The sequence below is a fragment of the Pseudomonas sp. UW4 genome (genome assembly GCF_000316175.1).
GTDB lineage: Bacteria > Pseudomonadota > Gammaproteobacteria > Pseudomonadales > Pseudomonadaceae > Aquipseudomonas > Aquipseudomonas laurylsulfatiphila.
In genome coordinates, this window is record NC_019670.1 from 2,415,336 (window position 1) to 2,433,291 (window position 17,956).

Sequence of the window (17,956 nt, forward strand, 5' to 3'; positions counted from 1 at the left end):
CTGGAGATCCCGATGCATATCAACCGTACCGTCTACCGTGAAGACCACGAAATGCTGCGCGACACCGCGCGGCGTTTCTTCGAGCGTGAGTGCCTGCCCAAACAGGCGCAGTGGGACGAGGCCGGGCAGGTCGACCGGGAAACCTGGCTCAAGGCTGGCCGCCACAATCTGCTGTGCCTCACCGTGCCGACCGAATATGGCGGTGGCGGCGGCGACTTCGGCCACTCGGCGGTGTTGATCGAAGAGCTGTACCGCGCCGGGGTGTCGGGCTGGAGCCTGGGCGTGCATTCGGACATCGTCGCGCCCTACATCGTGCGTCTGGGCACCGAAGAGCAGAAGCAGAAATGGCTGCCGAAAATCTGCACCGGCGAAACCGTACTGGCCGTCGCGATGACCGAGCCGGGCACCGGTTCCGACCTCAAGGCGATCCGCACCACTGCCGTGCGTGACGGTGACGAGTGGGTGATCAACGGCAGCAAGACCTTCATCAGCAACGGCCTGACCTGCGACATGGTGGTGGTCGTGTGCAAGACCGACCCGAGTGCCGGGGCCAAGGGCTGCAGCCTGATCGTGGTCGAGTGCAACCGCGAGGGATTCCGCCGCGGGCGCAAGCTGGACAAGGTCGGCCAGCACGCCGCCGACACCGCCGAGCTGTTCTTCGACGATGTCCGTGTGCCGGTGGGCAACCTGCTCGGTGAAGAAAACAAGGGCTTCATGCACCTGATGGAGGAGCTGCCGCAAGAGCGTCTGGTGATTGCCCTGTATTGCGCCGCCAAGCTCGAACGCCTGCTGGAGCAGACCGTCGAGTACGTGAAGGACCGCAAGGCGTTCAACCAGACCGTCTGGGACTTCCAGAACACCAAATTCAAGCTCGCGGACATCAAGGCCCAGGCCACGGCCGTGCGCCTGACCATCGACCACTACATCAGTGAGCACATGCGTCGTCGCCTCACGGTGCAGGAGTCAGCCATCGCCAAGCTCCTGGCCACCGAAACCCTGTGGAAGTGCATCGACGACATGGTCCAGCTGCATGGCGGCTACGGCTACATGATGGAGTACCCGATCGCCCGCGCCTTCGTCGACATGCGCGTGACGCGCGTCTTCGGCGGCACCAGCGAAGTGCTGCGCGAACTCATCGCGCGCCAGTTGTGATCCTTTCCCCCGCATTTTTTCAGGTGACACCATGAGCGAAAAAGTACTGGTTGCCGGCGTTGGCATGATCCCGTTCCGCAAGCCCAGCGACAGCCCGACCTATGTGCAGATGGGAGCCGAAGCGGTGCGTCGCGCCCTGGCCGATGCGGCGATCGATTACAGCCTGGTCCAGGAGGCTTACGCCGGTTACGTCTACGGCGATTCCACCTGCGGCCAGAGCGTGCTCTACGAAGTCGGCATGACCGGGATACCGGTGGTCAACGTAAACAACAACTGCTCGACCGGTTCCACCGCGTTGTACCTGGCGCGCAAGGCCATCGAGTCCGGCTCGGCCGATTGCGTACTGGCGGTGGGTTTCGAGCAGATGCAGGCCGGTGCGTTGAAGTCCCATTGGGATGATCGCCCTCCGACCCGCGAACGTTTCCTGCCGATCCTGCGCGGCCTGACCGCCGATATGGATGGCATGGCCCAGGCCATCCGTACCTTCGGTGGTGCCGGGCGCGAATACATACAGAAATACGGCGCCAAAATGGAAACCTTCGCCGCTGTGCGCGCCAAGGCCAGCCGTCATGCCGCCAACAACCCGCTCGCATTGTTTCGCAAGGTGCTCAGCGTCGAAGACGTGATGAACGACCCGGTGATTCTGCCAGGCGTGATGACCCGACTGATGGCCTGCCCGCCGACCTGTGGCGGCGCGGCGGCGATCCTGGTGTCCGAGCGTTTTGCGAAAAAACATGGCCTGCGCCGCGACGTGGAAATCGTCGCCCAGGCCATGACCACCGATACCCCTGAATCCTTCAACTTCGAAAAACCGTCGATGCTCGATTGGGTCGGCACCCACATGACCCACGCCGCCGTGGGCCAGGTGTACGAGAAGGCTGGTGTCGGTCCACAGGACATCGACGTCTGCGAACTGCACGACTGCTTCGCCCAGAACGAAGTGATCTGCTACGAGTCGCTGGGATTCTGCCCCGAGGGCGGGGCCGAGAAGTTCGTCATGGACGGCGACAACACCTACGGCGGGCAGATCGTGATCAATCCGTCCGGCGGTCTGCTTTCCAAGGGGCATCCATTGGGCGCGACGGGTTTGGCGCAGTGCTACGAGCTCACCCAGCAATTGCGCGGCAACGCCGAGCAGCGTCAGGTCGATGGTGCGCGCCTGGCCATGGCCCATAACCTCGGGCTGGGCGGCGCATGCGTGGTGACGCTGTACGGCAAAGTCAGTGGAGGTGCCCAGTGAGCAGCTTGCTCGACGCCTTTCGCCTGACCGCGCTGCCGCCACACGCAGAAGCCTTTCGTGCCGAGGTCAAAACTTTTCTGGCCGAGCATCTGCCAAGGGTTTCGGCGAGTGTGCGAGCGCGCAGCTGGACCGGCTTCGATGCAGGTTTCAGTCGGCAACTGGCGCAGCGCGGCTGGGTCGGCCTGACCTTGCCCGCCGCTTATGGCGGTGCCGGGCTGGATGCGTTCAGTCGCTTCGTGCTGGTGGAGGAGCTGCTGTCTGCCGGTGCTCCGGTGGCGGCACACTGGATCGCCGACCGTCAGAGCGGGCCGTTGATCCTGAAGTTCGGCAGCGATGCACAGAAGGATTTTTTCCTGCCGCGCATCTGTGCCGGCCAGGCGTTTTTCTGCATCGGCATGAGCGAGCCGAACTCGGGCTCGGACCTGGCCAGCGTGCGCAGCCGTGCCACCCGTTGCCCGGAAGGTTGGCGCCTGAGCGGGCGCAAGATCTGGACCACCAACGCCCATCACGCCGACTACATGATCGCCCTGGTGCGCACCAGTGGTGCGCCCGAGGACCGTCAAAACGGGCTGTCGCAATTCATCATCGACCTCAAGCAGCCAGGCATCAGCGTGCGTCCCATCGTTGACCTGGCCGGTGACGCGCATTTCTCTGAAGTGGCCTTCGACGACGTCTTGCTCGGCGAAGACGCCTTGGTGGGCGAGGAGGGCAGTGGCTGGAAACAGGTCAACGCCGAACTGGCGTTCGAGCGCAGCGGGCCGGAGCGTTTCTACTCCAGCATCGTGTTGCTCGACCTGTGGGCCGAGACATTGCGGCGCACGGGCGCGACGGCCCAGGAGACTGCGTTGCTCGGTAGTTTTCTCAGCCAGCTCACCTGCCTGCGCAACCTGTCGCTGGCACTGACCGGGTTGCTCGCACGGGGTGAAAGCCCGGTGGTGGAAGCCGCACTGGTCAAGGACATCGGCACCGAATTCGAGCAGGCGATCCCGGCGGCGATTGCCGCGGCGATCAGCGCCGATCCGGATGTACCGGTCGATGAGGCGCTCTACAGCACGGTCGCCTACCTGAACCAGGTCGCGCCGACCTTCTCGTTGCGCGGCGGCACCCGGGAAATCCTGCGCGGCATGATCGCCCGCGGCCTTGGCCTGCGTTGATGCACCTCCAACAGGAAATACTTCATGTTCACTGAAGCCATTGAAAAGATCCTCAGCGACTTGTGCACGCCGGCGCGGGTCCGTGCCGTGGAAAGCGCAGACAGCGCAGCGACGTTGTGGAGCGCCCTGGAAGACAGCGGTTTTCTCGAATTGCTGACGCCGGAAGTCGCCGGTGGAGCGGGCCTTGCGCTCAATGCACTGCTGCCGATTTTTGTCGCCTTCGGTCGCTGCGCGCTGCCGGTCCCGGCGGCGCAAAGCATTGCCGCTCGCGCGTTGATGCGTGACTGCCCGAGCGCGCCACCGAGCGGCATGTTGACCCTGGCCGGTACAGCCCATCGCCAGCCTGATGGCCTGTTGTGCGTGCCGCGTGTGGCGTTTGGCTTGATGGCCGATTTCGCTCTGGTCAACCTGGAAGGCCAGTTGTTGCTGCTCGATTGCAGCCTGGCGCGCCGTCAGCCCACGGGCGTTCACGGCAGTCAATGCGCCACCTTGTACTGGTCGCAGGACTCAGTCGGCAGTGCCATCGGTAATAACGGCGAGGAAGTACGGGTGTTCAACGCCGCCATCCACGCCGCCGCCATAGCCGGGGCCATGGAGCAGGCACTCGCCATGACGCTGGCGTACTGCAACGACCGCATGCAGTTCGGCAAGGCCATCGGCAAGTTCCAGGCGGTGCAACACCAGCTCAGTGTGATGGCCGAGCAGGTTGCCGCTTCGCGCATCGCCGCTGAACTGGCGTTTGCCGGCGATTTGCAGGTGCCGCCGTTGATGGCGACGGCCATTGCCAAGGCGCGGACCAGCATGGCGGTGCCTCAAGTCACGGCCATCGCCCATGCATTGTTCGGCGCCATCGGCGTGACCGAAGAACTGGACCTGCAGCTGTTCACCCGGCGCCTGCACGAGTGGCGCATCAGCGAAGGTTCGGAAACGTACTGGAGCGGGATTGTCGGCCAGGCGTTGCTGACGCAGCCGAACGTCACGGCCTGCGAATTCGTGCGTCACGTCACCCCGTCTCCCACTGCTTGAGAATCAGCCATGAACCCGTTTTTGAAATACGAACAGGAGGGTCATGTCGTCACCCTGACGATGAATGACCCCGAGCGACGCAATCCGCTGACCGGCAACAGTGCCGTGCAGGAATTTCTCGAAGCCATCGAGCGCATTGAGCGCGACAGCAGCGTGCGTGCAGTGATCATCACCGGCGCCGGCACTGCGTTTTGCTCCGGCGGCAACGTGCGCGACATGGACCGTTATGGGCAAATGTCGGGCATGCAATTGCGTCAGGAATATCGCACCGGCATTCAGCGCCTGCCCCTGGCGCTGTTCAATCTGGAAGTCCCGGTGATCGCCGCGGTCAATGGCGCGGCCATCGGCGCGGGGCTGGATCTGGCGTGCATGTGCGATATCCGCGTCGCGTCCGAGCAGGCGAAGTTTGCCGAGAGCTTCGTCAAGTTGGGGATCATTCCGGGGGACGGCGGCGCCTGGCTGTTGCCACGGATCATCGGTTTGTCCCGCGCCACCGAACTGACCCTGACCGGGCAAATGATCGACGCTCGCCAGGCCGAGCAATGGAACCTGGTGTCCCGCGTTGTTCCCGCCGAACAGTTGCTGGACACGGCACGGGAAATCGCCGCGTCGATTGCCGCCAACCCGCCTCACGCCGTGCGTCTGGCCAAGCGATTGTTGCGCGAAGCCTTGCACACCCGACTCGACACGCTGCTGGAAATGTCCGCGACGTTCCAGGTGCTGTCGCACCAGACCGCTGACCACCGCGAAGCCGTGGCGGCCTTTATCGACAAGCGCGTACCGAGCTTCACCGGGTGAATGTCACCGAGCGTAACGCCCGGCTTGCACCGGGCTGTTACACCGCGCGAAACCTCGCGACCAACACCCCCTCAAATCACCCGTTCGGGTGTGAGGGACGGACCGGAGCCCCACTAGCATGGGTGCTCCAACACTAAATCCTTAACCGGAGAAACCGCATGACAACAAAAACAATGCGCGGAGTCTTCCAGCCGAGTCTGCTGGCCGTCGCTGTGATGGTTGCCTCTTGTGCGAGCAATCAGGCTCACGCTGTTGATTTCAACATCGGGGAAATTCAGGGCAATTTCGATTCGTCGCTGTCGATGGGGGCAAGCTGGTCGACGGCTGATCCAGACAAGCAATTCATCTCCAACTTCAACTCCCAGGGCGTAAAAGGTGGCGAGTCCGCCTCCCGGACCACCGACGACAACCGCCTGAATTTCAAGAAGGGTGAAACCTTCTCGAAGATCTTCAAGGGCGTGCATGACCTGGAGCTGAAGTACGGTGACAGCGGTGCTTTCGTGCGCGGTAAGTACTGGTATGACTTCGAGCTGATGGATGAGAGCCGCCCGTTCTATGACATCAACGACTCGGGGCGTGATCGCGCGGCCAAGTCCTCCGGCGCGATGTTCCTCGACAGCTTCGTCTACCACAACTACTCGATTGGCGATCAGGTCGGCAACGTGCGCCTGGGCAAGCAAGTGGTGAGCTGGGGCGAGAGTACCTTCATCGGCAACTCGATCAACAGCATCAACCCGATCGACGTCGCCGCCTTGCGTCGTCCCGGTGCGGAAGTCAAGGAAGGCCTGATTCCGGTCAACCTGCTCTACGTGTCCCAGGGCCTGGCCGACAACATCACCGCCGAAGCGTTTTACCAGCTGCAATGGGACAAGTCGGTGGTGGACAACTGCGGCACCTTCTTTGGCAATGACGGTGTACCGCAAGGCTGTGACGACCGCCTGGTGATCGCCGGTCTCGACCTGCCACCGGGCGTGGCGAAGAACACCGGTGGTTTGGCGGCCATTGCCGCAGGCACCGATGACGCCTTTATCCCGCGCCTCAACGACAACGATGCACGCGACAGCGGCCAGTATGGCCTGGCCCTGCGCTGGTACGTGCCGGAAGCGAACGACACCGAGTTCGGCGCCTATGCGATGAACTATCACAGCCGCAACCCGTACCTGAGCATCAACCAGATGAGCAACCCGGCCGGGGGCGTGGCTTCGGCGCGCAGTGCCCGCTACTTCATCGATTATCCGGAAGACATTCGCCTGTATGGCTTGAGCTTCCAGACCAACGTCGCGGGCGTTTCGCTGGGAGGGGAGCTCAGCTACCGGCCGAACATGCCGCTGCAATTGAACACCGCCGACCTGTTGTCCGCGGCGACCTTCGGCGCCACATCGCCCCTGATCACCACCGGTTTCGCCGGGCGCACCCTGGGTGGCGAGGTCAATGGCTACAAGCGCATGCCGGTGACCCAGGCGCAGGTGACCGCCACGCAGTTCTTCGATCAGGTGTTCGGTGCCAGTCGCCTGACCCTGGTGGGCGAGGTGGGTTACAACAAGATCAACGGCCTGGGCAAGGCGGACGGTACGGACCTGCGCTTCGGTCGCAGCCCGGCCTTCGGTTCCGGCGAACTGCCGGGTGCTGCGGGTGCCGCCACTTGCCGTGGCAGCGCAGCGGGCCAGCCCAACGCCAGCAACCCGGCGCAGGAGTGCAACAACGATGGCTTCTACACCAGCAGCAGCTGGGGCTATCGCCTGCGCGGCAAGCTCGATTACCCGAACGCGATCGCCGGTATCAACCTGTCGCCGAACCTTGCCTGGTCCCACGACGTCCAGGGTTACGGCCCGAACTTCGATGAAGGTTCCAAGGCGGTCAGCCTCGGTGTCGATGCCGACTACCAGAACACCTACACCGCCAGCCTCAGTTACACCAACTACTTCGGTGGCGATTTCAATACCAACGTCGACCGCGACTACGCCGCGCTCAGCTTCGGCGTGAATTTCTGATGCAACCCTGCCAGAGGAAACTGAACATGAACGCACGTTTAATTCTGCGCGCCGGCGCACTGAGTCTGTCGTTGCTGGCCACAGGGGGCATGGCCGCTGTCACCCCGCAGGAAGCGGCTCAGCTGGGCACCACCCTGACGCCGTTGGGGGCGCAGAAAGAGGCCAATGCCAACGGCAGCATTCCAGCCTGGACCGGTGGCCTCAAGCCCGGTGCGGCGCCGCTCGACAATGGTTTTCTTGGCGATCCGTTTGCCAGTGACAAGCCGCAGTTCGTGATCACGGCAGCCAACGTCGAGCAGTACAAGGACAAGCTGACCCCGGGGCAACTGGCGATGTTCAAGCGTTATCCGGACAGCTACAAGATCCCCGTGTACAAGACCCAACGCACGGCCGCGTCGCCACAGGACATCTATGACCTCGCCAAAAAGAGTGCGGTGACCACCGAACTGACCCCCGACGGCAACGGCCTGGTGAACTTCACCCAGACCCGCTATTACCCGTTCCCGATTCCGAAGAACGGTGTGCAGGTGTACTGGAACCACACCAACCGCTATCGCGGCGGCAACATGGAACGTATCGCGGCCCAGGCGGCACCGCAAACCAACGGTTCCTATTCCATCGTCGAGTACGAAGACAAACTGGCCTTCCCGCAATTGATGGAAGGCGTCGATGCCGGGCAGGCCGATAACGTTTTGTACTACTACAAACAGGAAATCACCGCGCCGTCGCGCATGGCCGGCAGCGTGATCCTGATCCACGAGACCATCGACCAGGTCAAGGAACCGCGCCTGGCATGGGTCTACAACGCCGGTCAGCGCCGCGTGCGCCGTGCACCGCAAGTGGCGTATGACGGCCCGGGCAACGGATCCGACGGCATGCGCACCGCCGACAACACCGACATGATGAACGGCGCGCCGGATCGTTATGACTGGAAACTGGTGGGCAAACAGGAACTGTACATCCCGTACAACAACTACAAGTTGCAGTCGCCGAAGGTCAAGTACGACGACATCATCAAGCCGGGGCACATCAACCAGGACCTGACCCGTTACGAGTTGCACCGCGTGTGGCACGTGCAGGCCACGCTCAAGCCCGGTCAACGCCACGTCTACGCCAAGCGCGACATGTACTTCGACGAGGACACCTGGCAACTGGCCGAGGTCGATCACTATGACGGCCGCGGGCAGCTGTGGCGAGTGGCGGAAGGTTATGCGGTCAATGATTACGAGCGCGGTTCGTCGAACTTCTCCATGCTCGGCATCTACGACCTGATCGCCGGTCGCTACAACGTCCTGGCGATGACCAACCAGTCCAGGCATGCGACGACGTACGGCATGACCGCGAAGATGACCGACTTCACCCCGGCTGCGCTGCGCAACGACGGCATTCGCTGACCCTTTGTCCGCTTGAGACAACGCCCTGTTCGCAGGGCGTTGTGCGTTGTGCTACGCCTACCACCTGATGCGGGTGGCGCGTTATCCGGCGGCGGGCTCAATGATGGTGCTTACTCCCCATCAGCGAGGTCCGCCATGTTTGTGCCACGGCCGCATCTGATCGATGCACTTGAGGGCAAGCAGTGCCGCTTGCAACTGCTTTGTGCGCCTGCCGGGTATGGAAAGACGTCCTTGTTGCAACAGTACTTGCAAGGCATTGCGCCGCAGGGGGCGGTGGTCTGGATGGCTTTGGGCGGACAGCGGCAGACGCTGGAGCACTTTATTGCAACGTTGGCGGGGGCGCTTGGGTTGCCGGTGGATACTGCACCGGATGGGGTATTGGCGTTTCTCGATTCCAGTAATCCGGCGACTGACCTATCGCTTTCGCGAGCAAGCCCGCTCCCACAGGGGAACGCGGTCAACTGTGGGAGCGGGCTTGCCCGCGAAGAGGCCCGTGCAGCCAACGAATTCCTGTCGACAGAAAAAACAAACGAATCCAGCCCGATTCGCTTGGTGTTCGACGATCTTCCCGTGGATATGCCCGCCGACCTGAACCACTGGTTCGACCAACTCCTGGCCCTCAACAACCGGCAACTGCAGGTGCTGGTCACCTGCCGCCAACGTCCGGACTGGAACCTGCCGCGTCTGATGCTGACCGGCCAGCTGCTGGAGTTCGGTGCCCGGCAACTGGCCCTGCGCCCCGATGAGTTCGAATCGCTGATTGATGCCCTTGCGCCACACACCGATGCGCTGGCCAGGGGAATACTCTGGCAGGAGACAGGCGGGTGGTGCGCCGGTGTTCGCCTGTCGCTTTCGCTGGATCATGCCCAGCCATCGCCATTGCTCGGCCAATACCTGGAGCGTGAACTGTTGTCGCGCTTGAGTGACGAGCAGCGTGAAGTGATGGGCGGACTGGCACATTTGTCCCGCGTCAGGGCGGATTTCTGCGAACAGCTATGGGAAGGCCGGCAAGCGGCCCGGGTGTTCAACAGTCTGTTGGAATGCCAGGCCTTTGTGTTCCCGCTCGAGCAGCAACCCGGCTGGTTCCGTCTGCTACCCGCGGTGGCGCAAACCCTGCAAAGCCACTTGAGCGGTGCGCCGTTGAACCGGCTGCGCCTGCGGGCCTGTCAGCTGCTCAGCGTGCTCGGGCATGTCGACGACGCCGTGGAGCAGGCGCTGTGTGCCGATCAACCTGAAGTGGCCGCCAATTACATGGAGCGCCTGTGGCTGAGCTGGATCCTCAGTGAGCGGCACTTGAGCAAACTGATGGACTGGCGCGAGCGCATCGAGCCGCAGTTGCTGCACAGCAGCCCGCGTCTGATCTATCTGTGCGCCAAGGCTTTGCTGTTCAGTGGGCGGCTGGACGAAGCCGCCGAGTGCCTGGCACGTCTGGGGCATTTTTTGCCGTTGCCCGACCCGGTACGCAATCAACGCCTGTTGGCGAACTGGCAGGCGTTGTTTGGCACCTTGCAGGCATTGCGGGGACATACCGGGCCGGCGCGCCTGCATTGCCGTGCAGCCCTTGATTATCTGGTAGGCGAGGACTGGTTGTCGGTGCTGTTGTGCCATTGCATCCTGGCGCGCGTTGCCATGGAGACTGGCGATCTTGCACAAGCGCAAACCTTGCTCGATCAGTCGCTGGAGCTGGCCCGACGCCAGGGCAGTCATGAATCGGAAGTGCTGGTCAATGCCGACCGGGTCCGCCTGATGATGCTCAGGGGACAATCGGGTTTTGCCCAGGCACTGTTGCGCACTGAGCTGGACCGGCTGGCCCCGGTCCCGTCGCAGCCTTATCCGTTGCTCGGGCGGCTGCTGTTCCTGCGCGGCGAGTTGTTGCTGCAACAAGGGCATTGCAGCGAAGCCGAAGTGGTGATCCAGGCGGGGTTGCTGCAGGTCCGCGATTGCTGCGCACCCTTTGTACTCAATGCCTATCTGCTGCTCGCAGAGATTGCTTCGCGCAACCACGACCCGGTAAAGGCTCATCTGCTGCTGCATGAGGCCGAGCGGCGCATGCAGTGGGGCAAGATCGACAGCGCCTTGTATCAGGCACCGATTGCCCGGCAGAAAGAACGCATTCTGGCCCGTGAACAGCCAGCGGAAACTGGCCAGGCGTCGGTCACTCGTCTCTCTACGGGTGTGCCGGATTACCAGGATGACCTGACCCCCCGCGAGGTGTCGGTGCTCAAGTTGCTGGCCGAGGGCATGTCGGTACGCGAAGTGGGCAGCCGCTTGTTCATCTCGGAAAACACCGTGAAAACCCACGCCAAGAACATCAACGTCAAGCTCGGCGCCTGCCGTCGCACCCAGGCCATCAACAGCGCCAAGGCCATGGGCATCCTCGCCTGAATCCATCGCCGTGACACCACCCACCTGATCCGGGTGGCGGCGCGGCGCCCGCGATGATCAACCATGCAGCCAGACCCTGTGCATTGCCGCCCGGCCGTGGCCGCGCCCTGACAAAAAACAAGAGAGGTAGTGATGAGCGCCATCGAGAGTTCGACGAGCTGTGACATCCGCACGATCCTGGAAAAACAACGCGCGGCCTTGCTGGACCGCGAACCCTATACCCTTGAAGAGCGCTGTGAGTTGCTCGACCGGGCCATCGGTTTGCTGGTCAATCACGAACAGGACATCATCGAGGCCCTGACCGCCGATTTCGGTCATCGCAGCCCGGGTTTCTCCAAGGGCAGTGAAGTGCTGTCGCCACTGGCGACACTGCAGCAGACCAAAGCCGAACTGGCCCAATGGATGCACCCGGAACAGCGTCAGGCCCGCACCGGCGAAGCCTGGGTGCAATACCAGCCGCTGGGTGTCGTGGGCATCGTCACGGCCTGGAACGTCCCTGGCTACATGGTGTTCAGCGGGCTGGCCGGCGCATTGGCGGCGGGCAACCGGGTGATGATCAAACCGTCGGAATTCACCCCGCATACGTCGGCGCTGATCGCGCGGCTGATCCGTTCGGTCTACGCCGAAGACGAAGTGGCGGTGGTCCTGGGCGGTGCCGACGTCGGGCAGGCGTTCTGCGGCCAGCCGTTCGACCATTTGCTGTTCACCGGTGCCACCAGCATCGGCAAGCATGTGCTACGGGCAGCGGCGGAGAACCTGGTGCCGGTGACCCTGGAGCTGGGCGGCAAGTCGCCAACGATCATCTCGCGTTCGGCGAACTTCAACGATGCGGTGGCCAAGGTCGTGATCGGCAAGCTGCTCAATGCCGGTCAGTTGTGCGTGGCACCGGACTACGTGTTTGTCCCGCAGGAGTCGGTAGAGGCTTTTATCGGCGTGGCCAAAGCCGTGGTGGCGAAGTTCTTCCCGACGCTCAAGGACAACCCCGACTACACCTCCATCATCAACGCCCGTCATTTCGAGCGCTTGCAGGGTTACCTGAGCGAGGCCCGCGCCGCCGGTGTCGAGCTGATCGAACTGAATGCCGGCGCTGAAGATTTCAGCCAGTCGCCGCTGAACAAGATCGTACCGACGCTGCTGCGCAACCCCGGCGACGATCTGCAGGTGATGCAGGACGAAATCTTCGGTCCGCTGCTGCCGATCAAACCCTACGAAACCCTCAGCGAAGTCATCGCCCAGATCAATGCGCGGCCGCGTCCGCTGGCCTTGTACTACTTCGGCAACGATGCCGCCGAAGAAGCCCTGGTGCTCAGCCGTACCTGCTCCGGCGGCGTGACCCTCAACGGCGTGATGAGCCATGCCAGCACCGAAGGCCTGCCATTCGGCGGCGTCGGCCAGAGCGGCATGGGGGCCTATCACGGCATCGACGGTTTCCGCACCTTCAGCCATGCCAAAGCCGTTTTGCGTACAGCGGCCAACCCGGCCTGAACCCCACAACATTGTCGAGAGAACTGTCATGAAAGCTGCCGTATTCCATCAGGTTGGAGCCCCGCTGGTCATTGAAGAAGTGGGCATCAGCAAACCGGGTCCGCGTGAAGTGTTGATCCGCACAAAAGCCGTGGGGGTGTGCCACTCGGACCTGCACGTCATTGACGGCTCGTTTCCGTATCCCGGCCCGATGGTGTTGGGGCATGAAGCTGCCGGTGTGGTCGAACAGGTCGGTTCCGAAGTGCGCTCGGTCAAGCCCGGCGATCATGTGGTCACCTGTCTGACGGTGTTCTGCGGCCATTGCGAACACTGCGTGACCGGCCACCTGGCGCGTTGCGTGTCGCCGGAAACCAAACGTGACAAGGACGAAGAGCCGCGCCTGACCTACGTGCACAAACCGATGCCGCAATTCGTCAACCTGTCCGGGTTCGCCGAGCAGATGCTGGTGCACGAAAACGCCTGTGTGGCGATCCGTCGCGACATGCCGTTGGACCGCGCCGCATTGCTCGGTTGCGCGGTGACCACCGGCACCGGCGCGGTTTTCAACACCGCCAAAGTGCGTCCGGGCGAGACCGTGGCCGTGATCGGTTGCGGTGGCATCGGTCTGGCGGCCATCAACGGCGCGGCACTGGCCGGGGCAGGGCGGATCATCGCTATCGACATGCTCGACTCGAAGCTGGAACTGGCCAAACAATTCGGTGCCACTGACCTGATCAACGGCCGGGACGGCGATGCCGCCAAGCAAGTGATGGAACTGACCCGTGGCGGTGTGCACCACGCCTTCGAATGCATTGGCCTCAAGCAGACCGCCGAGCAAGCGTTTGCCATGTTGGCGCGCGGCGGTACCGCTACCGTGATCGGCATGCTCAAGCCCGGCCTGAAAATCGAACTGGACCCGCTGCAACTGCTGCATGAACGCCGTATCCAGGGCTCGTTGATGGGTTCCAACCGCTTCCCGGTCGACATGCCGCGCCTGGTCGACTTCTACATGGCCGGCAAGCTCAAGCTCGATGAAATGATTTCCCAGCGCATTCGTCTGGACCAGATCAACGAGGCGTTCGATGAGCTGCGTCGCGGTGAACTGGCGCGTTCGGTGATTGTTTTCGATTGATAAGCCCCGTCATTTCCTTGTAGGAGCGAGCTTGCTCGCGAAAAACCCGAGAACGCCGCGGGGAGTCAGGAAGCCAGCGTTATCGTTGGCGACCATCGCGAGCAAGCTCGCTCCTACAAGGGGTGTGGGTAAGCCCCAATGCTTTTGGAGTGGATGGATGGACATTGATTTCACTGCGCACGAGCGCGCGTTTCGCGAGGACGTGCGCGCGTTTCTTCGTGATCACCTACCCGTTGAATTCGCCGAGCGGATTGCCTTGGGCAAGCGCCTGAGCAAAGCGCATCAGGTGCAATGGATGCGCACACTCAACCGGCAAGGCTGGCTCGCGCCGGGCTGGCCGGTCGAGTTCGGCGGTACCGGTTGGAGCGATGTGCAAAAACATATTTTTGACGAGGAATGCTTCGCGGCCGGGGCGCCGAAAGTATCCTCCTTCGGTTTGAAAATGGTTGCCCCGGTGATCATCAAGTTCGGCACCGCCGAGCAGAAAGCACACTTCCTGCCGCGGATTCTTTCCTGTGAGGATTGGTGGTGCCAGGGCTACTCCGAACCGGGTGCCGGTTCTGATCTGTCGTCATTGAAAACCCGTGCGGTGCGCGAGGGCGATGACTACGTGGTCAACGGCCAGAAAACCTGGACCACGCTGGCGCATTTCGCCGACTGGATGTTCTGCCTGGTGCGCACCGACCCCGAGGCGCGTCAGCAACGGGGCATTTCGTTCCTGCTGATCGACATGAAAACGCCCGGCATTACCGTGCGGCCGATCATCACCCTGGATGGCGAGCATGAAGTCAACGAAGTGTTCTTCGACAACGTGCGGGTGCCGGTGGCGAATCGGGTCGGGCAGGAGAATGAGGGCTGGACCTGCGCCAAGTACCTGTTGACCCACGAGCGCACCAGCATCGGCGGGATCGCGCAGAACAAGGCATTGCTCACCCGGCTCAAGCGCATTGCCAGCCAGGAAGTCCGCGATGGCCGGCCACTGATCGACGACCCGTTGTTCCGCACGCAGATCGCTGAAGTCGAGATGCAGTTGATGGCGGCCGAAATGAGCAGCCTGCGAACCCTGGCGGCTACACAAAACGGCGAAGTCCCCGGCGCCGAAAGCTCGTTCCTGAAGATCAAGGGCACCGAGATCCGGCAGGCGATTACCTACCTGATCAGCAAGGCCGTGGGGCCGTACGCGTTGCCGTTCATTGAGGATGAGCTGGGTTACGGCAGCGAACCCTTGCTGTACACCGACTACAGCAGCGCGGCCACCTACCAGTATCTGGATGCGCGCAAGGCCTCGATTTATGGCGGCGCCAACGAAATCCAGAAGAACATCATCGCGAAAATGATCCTCGAACTGTAAGGCGCCCCGAACATGGATTTCAAACTGACAGAAGAGCAACTGATGCTGCAGGAAACCGCCGCGCGCCTGGTGCGTGACGTGTATGGTTTTGAGCGTCGCGAGCAATACCGCCAGAGCAGACACGGCTTCAGCGGCCCGTTCATGCAGCAACTGGGCGACCTCGGCCTCTGCGCCGTGCCCTTTGCCGAAGCCTATGGCGGCTATGGTGGCAGCGGTGTGGAGAACATGCTGATCATGACCGAGCTGGGCCGCGGCCTGTGCCTGGAGCCTTTCCTGCATTCGGTGATTTTCGCCGGTGGCCTGGTCGACCAGTTGGGCACTGCTGCCCAGAAAGACACGCTGTTGCCGCAGGTCGGCAGCGCCAGCCTGCAACTGGCCGTGGCCCTCGATGAGCCGCAGAGTCACTACCAGTTGCACGATATTCAGACGACCGCCGAGGCGGTCAGCGGCGGCTGGAAGCTCAATGGCCGCAAGTCGGTGATCATCGGCGGTCAGAGCGCAGGGCTGATTCTACTGTCGGCGCGCACCAGCCACGGGTCTCGGGACGAGAAGGGCATCACGCTGTTTCTGGTCGACCCGCAAGACCGCGGCGTCGGTCGACGCGACTTCGCCACCCAGGATGGGCGGATGGCCTGTGAGCTGTACCTGGAAGACGTGTTCGTCAAAAGTAGTGCGGTACTTGGCGCAGTGGGGCAGGCCTTGCCGGCGCTGCGTTATCAGCAGGGCCGTTGCATCGCCGCGCAATGCGCCGAGGCCGTCGGCAGCATGGAAGCGGCGTGCGCGTTGACCCTCGACTACCTGAAAACCCGCCAGCAGTTCGGTCAGCCCATCGGCAAGTTCCAGGTGCTGCAACACCGTATGGTGGACATGCGCATCGAACTGGACCAGGCCACGTCCATGACGCTGCTCGCGGCCTGCGTGGCCGATCAGGCGGACAGCGCCGAACGCAGCCGCATCCTGGCTGCCGCCAAGTTCATCGTCAGTCGCGCCAGCCGTTTTGTCGCTGATCAGGGTATCCAGTTGCACGGCGGTATCGGCCTGACCTGGGAATACATGCTGTCGCACCACGCCAGGCATTTGCTGATGGTGGCGCGTCAGTTTGGCGATGACGATCACCATTTGCAGGCTTACGCGAAATTGATGCAGGTGGCGTGAGGCATACCCCAACCGGTGGCTATCGCCGCCCGCTGCGGCTGTAACGGGCGATCAGCACGCCCCCCGGGCGAGCTGATCGGGTTCAGCAGGTCGGCGCTGCTATTTGAGTATTCCTGCGCCGTAACCAGCGGCGATGACAATGAGTGCGAGAAAACAGATCAATTGTAGGCAAAAGAAGGTAAACCGAACCGCCACGAACCTGTCGGTCTGCACATGGGATACGTGAACCAGAGACTGACACACACGAGCGATCAGGACGATCATGGACAAGTAGCTCACCGCAGGGCCGTCGACACCAAGGGCTGAAATCACGAACACGATGACGCCAAAGACCGGCAGGTTTTCCACACAGTTGGCGTGTGCTCTTGTCCCGCGCCGATACCAATCCTCGCCTTCGAGCTGATCGCTTCGGAAAGAAGCGATCGGAACATTCGAGAACAGGATTCTGACCCAGCGATAGACCCCGACGGTTGCCATCAACAACAGTAAAGTCCAGGTCGCAAATCCAAGCAGCATCCACATCGGAGTCGTCATGGCTGCCATCCTCAATCCATCAGTTTCAGCACCACTGTCGCGCGACCGACACGCGGTCGGTCGCCCCCTGTCGATCACTGGCCCATGATCGGTGCCAGTGCGGTCTGGACCCTGGACATCTGTGACGGGGTTGTCATGCGCGCAAGCAGCCGGCCAAAGTGTGGATGCTGCACGCCCGAGATAATGTATTGCCAGCGGTAGGCGCTCAGCACGCAGGCCTTGATTTGCAAGGTCTCATCGGCACTGAACGATCGTGAAGCATTTCCCATGAAGTAGTCGGCATCGGCTGCCGATTGTGCCTGCAGGATGGCGTCGACGGCCGCCACCAGCGCAATCAGATCGTTCACGGCCTGGTCACGCTCGCCTGGCGTGAGTTTCGCGTGCTCCGCCTCCCACTCCAGTTCATCGAGGACGACGTGCCGGCTTTCATCCTTCCAGTGAAACTTGAAGACGTCCTTGAACAGTGGGCACAACTCCTCGCGCGGGGCGATGCTCTGCACGTAGTGCGTCTGAACGAACAGCTCGATATGACAGGTCAGCGCCAGTACTGCCCAGGTGCTGGCCGCCAGAACCGCGCGGGCCACATCGTTCGGATCGGCAACCTGACGGTATCCCGCCGGCAATCGAGTACCCATCATCGTCTCAATGCGCCGGAACAGCTCCTGATGCTTGATCTCGTCGTTGGAAAAACGCACCAGCGCTTCGAGTGCGAGCTGATCGTCAAATACATGGGCCCGACCCTGGTCGAGCATCTTGGCACTGATAAAGCGCTCGACCAGGCCAAAAATGTACGCATAGGTTCGACCCTGAATCTGGCTGAGCAGGCGTGCCTCGTCTGCGCCGAGGAAGGTCAGGCGGTCGATATGCGATAGGCCGTCGGGCAAGAATTTGCGCGAGAAGTCGAAGCTGCGGTCCTGCAGCAAGTCGCGGTCGATCTGCCATTCCGCTTTCTTCGAGGATCTGACAAGTTGCGCATAACGGGCGGCGTTGCCCGAATCCGGGCGGGGCAGGGTAGCGGCGGTGTTCATACTGATCTCCGGCTGGCGTGGTCGAGTTGGAATGGGCCAATCAGGGTTAACGCGGGAGTCAATGACAATCGGTGATGCCTCTGGGGATCGTCTCGATCACTGAGTCCACGTTGGTGCTAATCTAGGCCTCGCCGTTCAGGCGGCGAATGACC

The 17,956-nt window shown here is 62.2% G+C and carries 14 protein-coding genes; 12 read left to right on the forward strand and 2 right to left on the reverse strand.

Features of this window, described 5'->3' with window-relative positions:
* Positions 1-12: 12 nt before the first annotated feature.
* From PPUTUW4_RS10565 to PPUTUW4_RS10620, 12 genes are all read left to right on the forward strand, one after another.
* Positions 13-1,152 (forward strand): acyl-CoA dehydrogenase family protein, encoded by a 1,140-nt coding sequence (locus PPUTUW4_RS10565; protein ID WP_015094628.1) that lies wholly within the window; start codon positions 13-15, stop codon positions 1,150-1,152.
* 31 nt (positions 1,153-1,183) lie between these two features.
* The gene (locus PPUTUW4_RS10570; protein WP_015094629.1) at positions 1,184-2,392 is read left to right on the forward strand and encodes a lipid-transfer protein; all 1,209 of its coding nucleotides are present in this window, start codon (positions 1,184-1,186) and stop codon (positions 2,390-2,392) included.
* Positions 2,389-3,546, forward strand: coding sequence for an acyl-CoA dehydrogenase family protein (locus tag PPUTUW4_RS10575; RefSeq protein WP_015094630.1), 1,158 nt, complete (start codon positions 2,389-2,391; stop codon positions 3,544-3,546). The genes PPUTUW4_RS10570 and PPUTUW4_RS10575 overlap by 4 nt, the downstream gene beginning before the upstream one ends.
* A gap of 24 nt (positions 3,547-3,570) precedes the next feature.
* The gene (locus PPUTUW4_RS10580) at positions 3,571-4,572 is read left to right on the forward strand and encodes an acyl-CoA dehydrogenase family protein (RefSeq protein ID WP_015094631.1); all 1,002 of its coding nucleotides are present in this window, start codon (positions 3,571-3,573) and stop codon (positions 4,570-4,572) included.
* A gap of 9 nt (positions 4,573-4,581) precedes the next feature.
* Positions 4,582-5,370 (forward strand): crotonase/enoyl-CoA hydratase family protein, encoded by a 789-nt coding sequence (locus tag PPUTUW4_RS10585; RefSeq protein ID WP_015094632.1) that lies wholly within the window; start codon positions 4,582-4,584, stop codon positions 5,368-5,370.
* Positions 5,371-5,528: 158 nt separating this feature from the next.
* Entirely contained in the window at positions 5,529-7,361 is a 1,833-nt protein-coding gene (locus PPUTUW4_RS10590; protein WP_015094633.1) for a DUF1302 domain-containing protein, read from the forward strand.
* Between the two features lie 26 nt (positions 7,362-7,387).
* Positions 7,388-8,755 (forward strand): DUF1329 domain-containing protein, encoded by a 1,368-nt coding sequence (locus PPUTUW4_RS10595; RefSeq protein WP_015094634.1) that lies wholly within the window; start codon positions 7,388-7,390, stop codon positions 8,753-8,755.
* Between the two features lie 135 nt (positions 8,756-8,890).
* A complete protein-coding gene (locus PPUTUW4_RS10600; protein WP_015094635.1) occupies positions 8,891-11,140 on the forward strand; it encodes a LuxR C-terminal-related transcriptional regulator in 2,250 nt (749 codons plus the stop codon).
* A 132-nt stretch (positions 11,141-11,272) separates the two neighbouring features.
* Entirely contained in the window at positions 11,273-12,625 is a 1,353-nt protein-coding gene (locus tag PPUTUW4_RS10605) for a coniferyl aldehyde dehydrogenase (RefSeq protein WP_015094636.1), read from the forward strand.
* 28 nt (positions 12,626-12,653) lie between these two features.
* The gene (locus tag PPUTUW4_RS10610) at positions 12,654-13,736 is read left to right on the forward strand and encodes a Zn-dependent alcohol dehydrogenase (RefSeq protein ID WP_015094637.1); all 1,083 of its coding nucleotides are present in this window, start codon (positions 12,654-12,656) and stop codon (positions 13,734-13,736) included.
* A gap of 157 nt (positions 13,737-13,893) precedes the next feature.
* Positions 13,894-15,087: an acyl-CoA dehydrogenase family protein gene (locus PPUTUW4_RS10615; RefSeq protein ID WP_015094638.1), complete on the forward strand. Its 1,194-nt coding sequence runs from the start codon at positions 13,894-13,896 to the stop codon at positions 15,085-15,087.
* 12 nt (positions 15,088-15,099) lie between these two features.
* Complete coding sequence (locus PPUTUW4_RS10620; RefSeq protein ID WP_015094639.1) at positions 15,100-16,242, forward strand: acyl-CoA dehydrogenase; 1,143 nt, start codon at positions 15,100-15,102, stop codon at positions 16,240-16,242.
* 99 nt (positions 16,243-16,341) lie between these two features.
* Here PPUTUW4_RS10620 and PPUTUW4_RS10625 read toward each other — a convergent pair whose 3' ends face one another.
* Positions 16,342-16,776 carry an MAPEG family protein gene (locus PPUTUW4_RS10625; protein WP_041475015.1) on the reverse strand — a complete coding sequence of 145 codons (435 nt, stop codon included), beginning with the start codon at positions 16,774-16,776 and terminating at the stop codon, positions 16,342-16,344.
* A 74-nt stretch (positions 16,777-16,850) separates the two neighbouring features.
* Complete coding sequence (locus PPUTUW4_RS10630; protein ID WP_015094641.1) at positions 16,851-17,804, reverse strand: diiron oxygenase; 954 nt, start codon at positions 17,802-17,804, stop codon at positions 16,851-16,853.
* Between the last annotated feature and the right edge of the window lie 152 nt (positions 17,805-17,956).

Bases quoted from the DNA above. Each gene is read 5' to 3' on its own strand.
- PPUTUW4_RS10565 (WP_015094628.1), top strand. From the start codon at position 13: ATGCATATCAACCGTACCGTCTACCGTGAAGACCACGAAATGCTGCGC.
- PPUTUW4_RS10570 (WP_015094629.1), top strand. From the start codon at position 1,184: ATGAGCGAAAAAGTACTGGTTGCCGGCGTTGGCATGATCCCGTTCCGC.
- PPUTUW4_RS10580 (WP_015094631.1), top strand. From the start codon at position 3,571: ATGTTCACTGAAGCCATTGAAAAGATCCTCAGCGACTTGTGCACGCCG.
- PPUTUW4_RS10585 (WP_015094632.1), top strand. From the start codon at position 4,582: ATGAACCCGTTTTTGAAATACGAACAGGAGGGTCATGTCGTCACCCTG.
- PPUTUW4_RS10590 (WP_015094633.1), top strand. From the start codon at position 5,529: ATGACAACAAAAACAATGCGCGGAGTCTTCCAGCCGAGTCTGCTGGCC.
- PPUTUW4_RS10595 (WP_015094634.1), top strand. From the start codon at position 7,388: ATGAACGCACGTTTAATTCTGCGCGCCGGCGCACTGAGTCTGTCGTTG.
- PPUTUW4_RS10600 (WP_015094635.1), top strand. From the start codon at position 8,891: ATGTTTGTGCCACGGCCGCATCTGATCGATGCACTTGAGGGCAAGCAG.
- PPUTUW4_RS10605 (WP_015094636.1), top strand. From the start codon at position 11,273: ATGAGCGCCATCGAGAGTTCGACGAGCTGTGACATCCGCACGATCCTG.
- PPUTUW4_RS10610 (WP_015094637.1), top strand. From the start codon at position 12,654: ATGAAAGCTGCCGTATTCCATCAGGTTGGAGCCCCGCTGGTCATTGAA.
- PPUTUW4_RS10615 (WP_015094638.1), top strand. From the start codon at position 13,894: ATGGACATTGATTTCACTGCGCACGAGCGCGCGTTTCGCGAGGACGTG.
- PPUTUW4_RS10620 (WP_015094639.1), top strand. From the start codon at position 15,100: ATGGATTTCAAACTGACAGAAGAGCAACTGATGCTGCAGGAAACCGCC.
- PPUTUW4_RS10625 (WP_041475015.1), bottom strand. From the start codon at position 16,776: ATGACGACTCCGATGTGGATGCTGCTTGGATTTGCGACCTGGACTTTA.
- PPUTUW4_RS10630 (WP_015094641.1), bottom strand. From the start codon at position 17,804: ATGAACACCGCCGCTACCCTGCCCCGCCCGGATTCGGGCAACGCCGCC.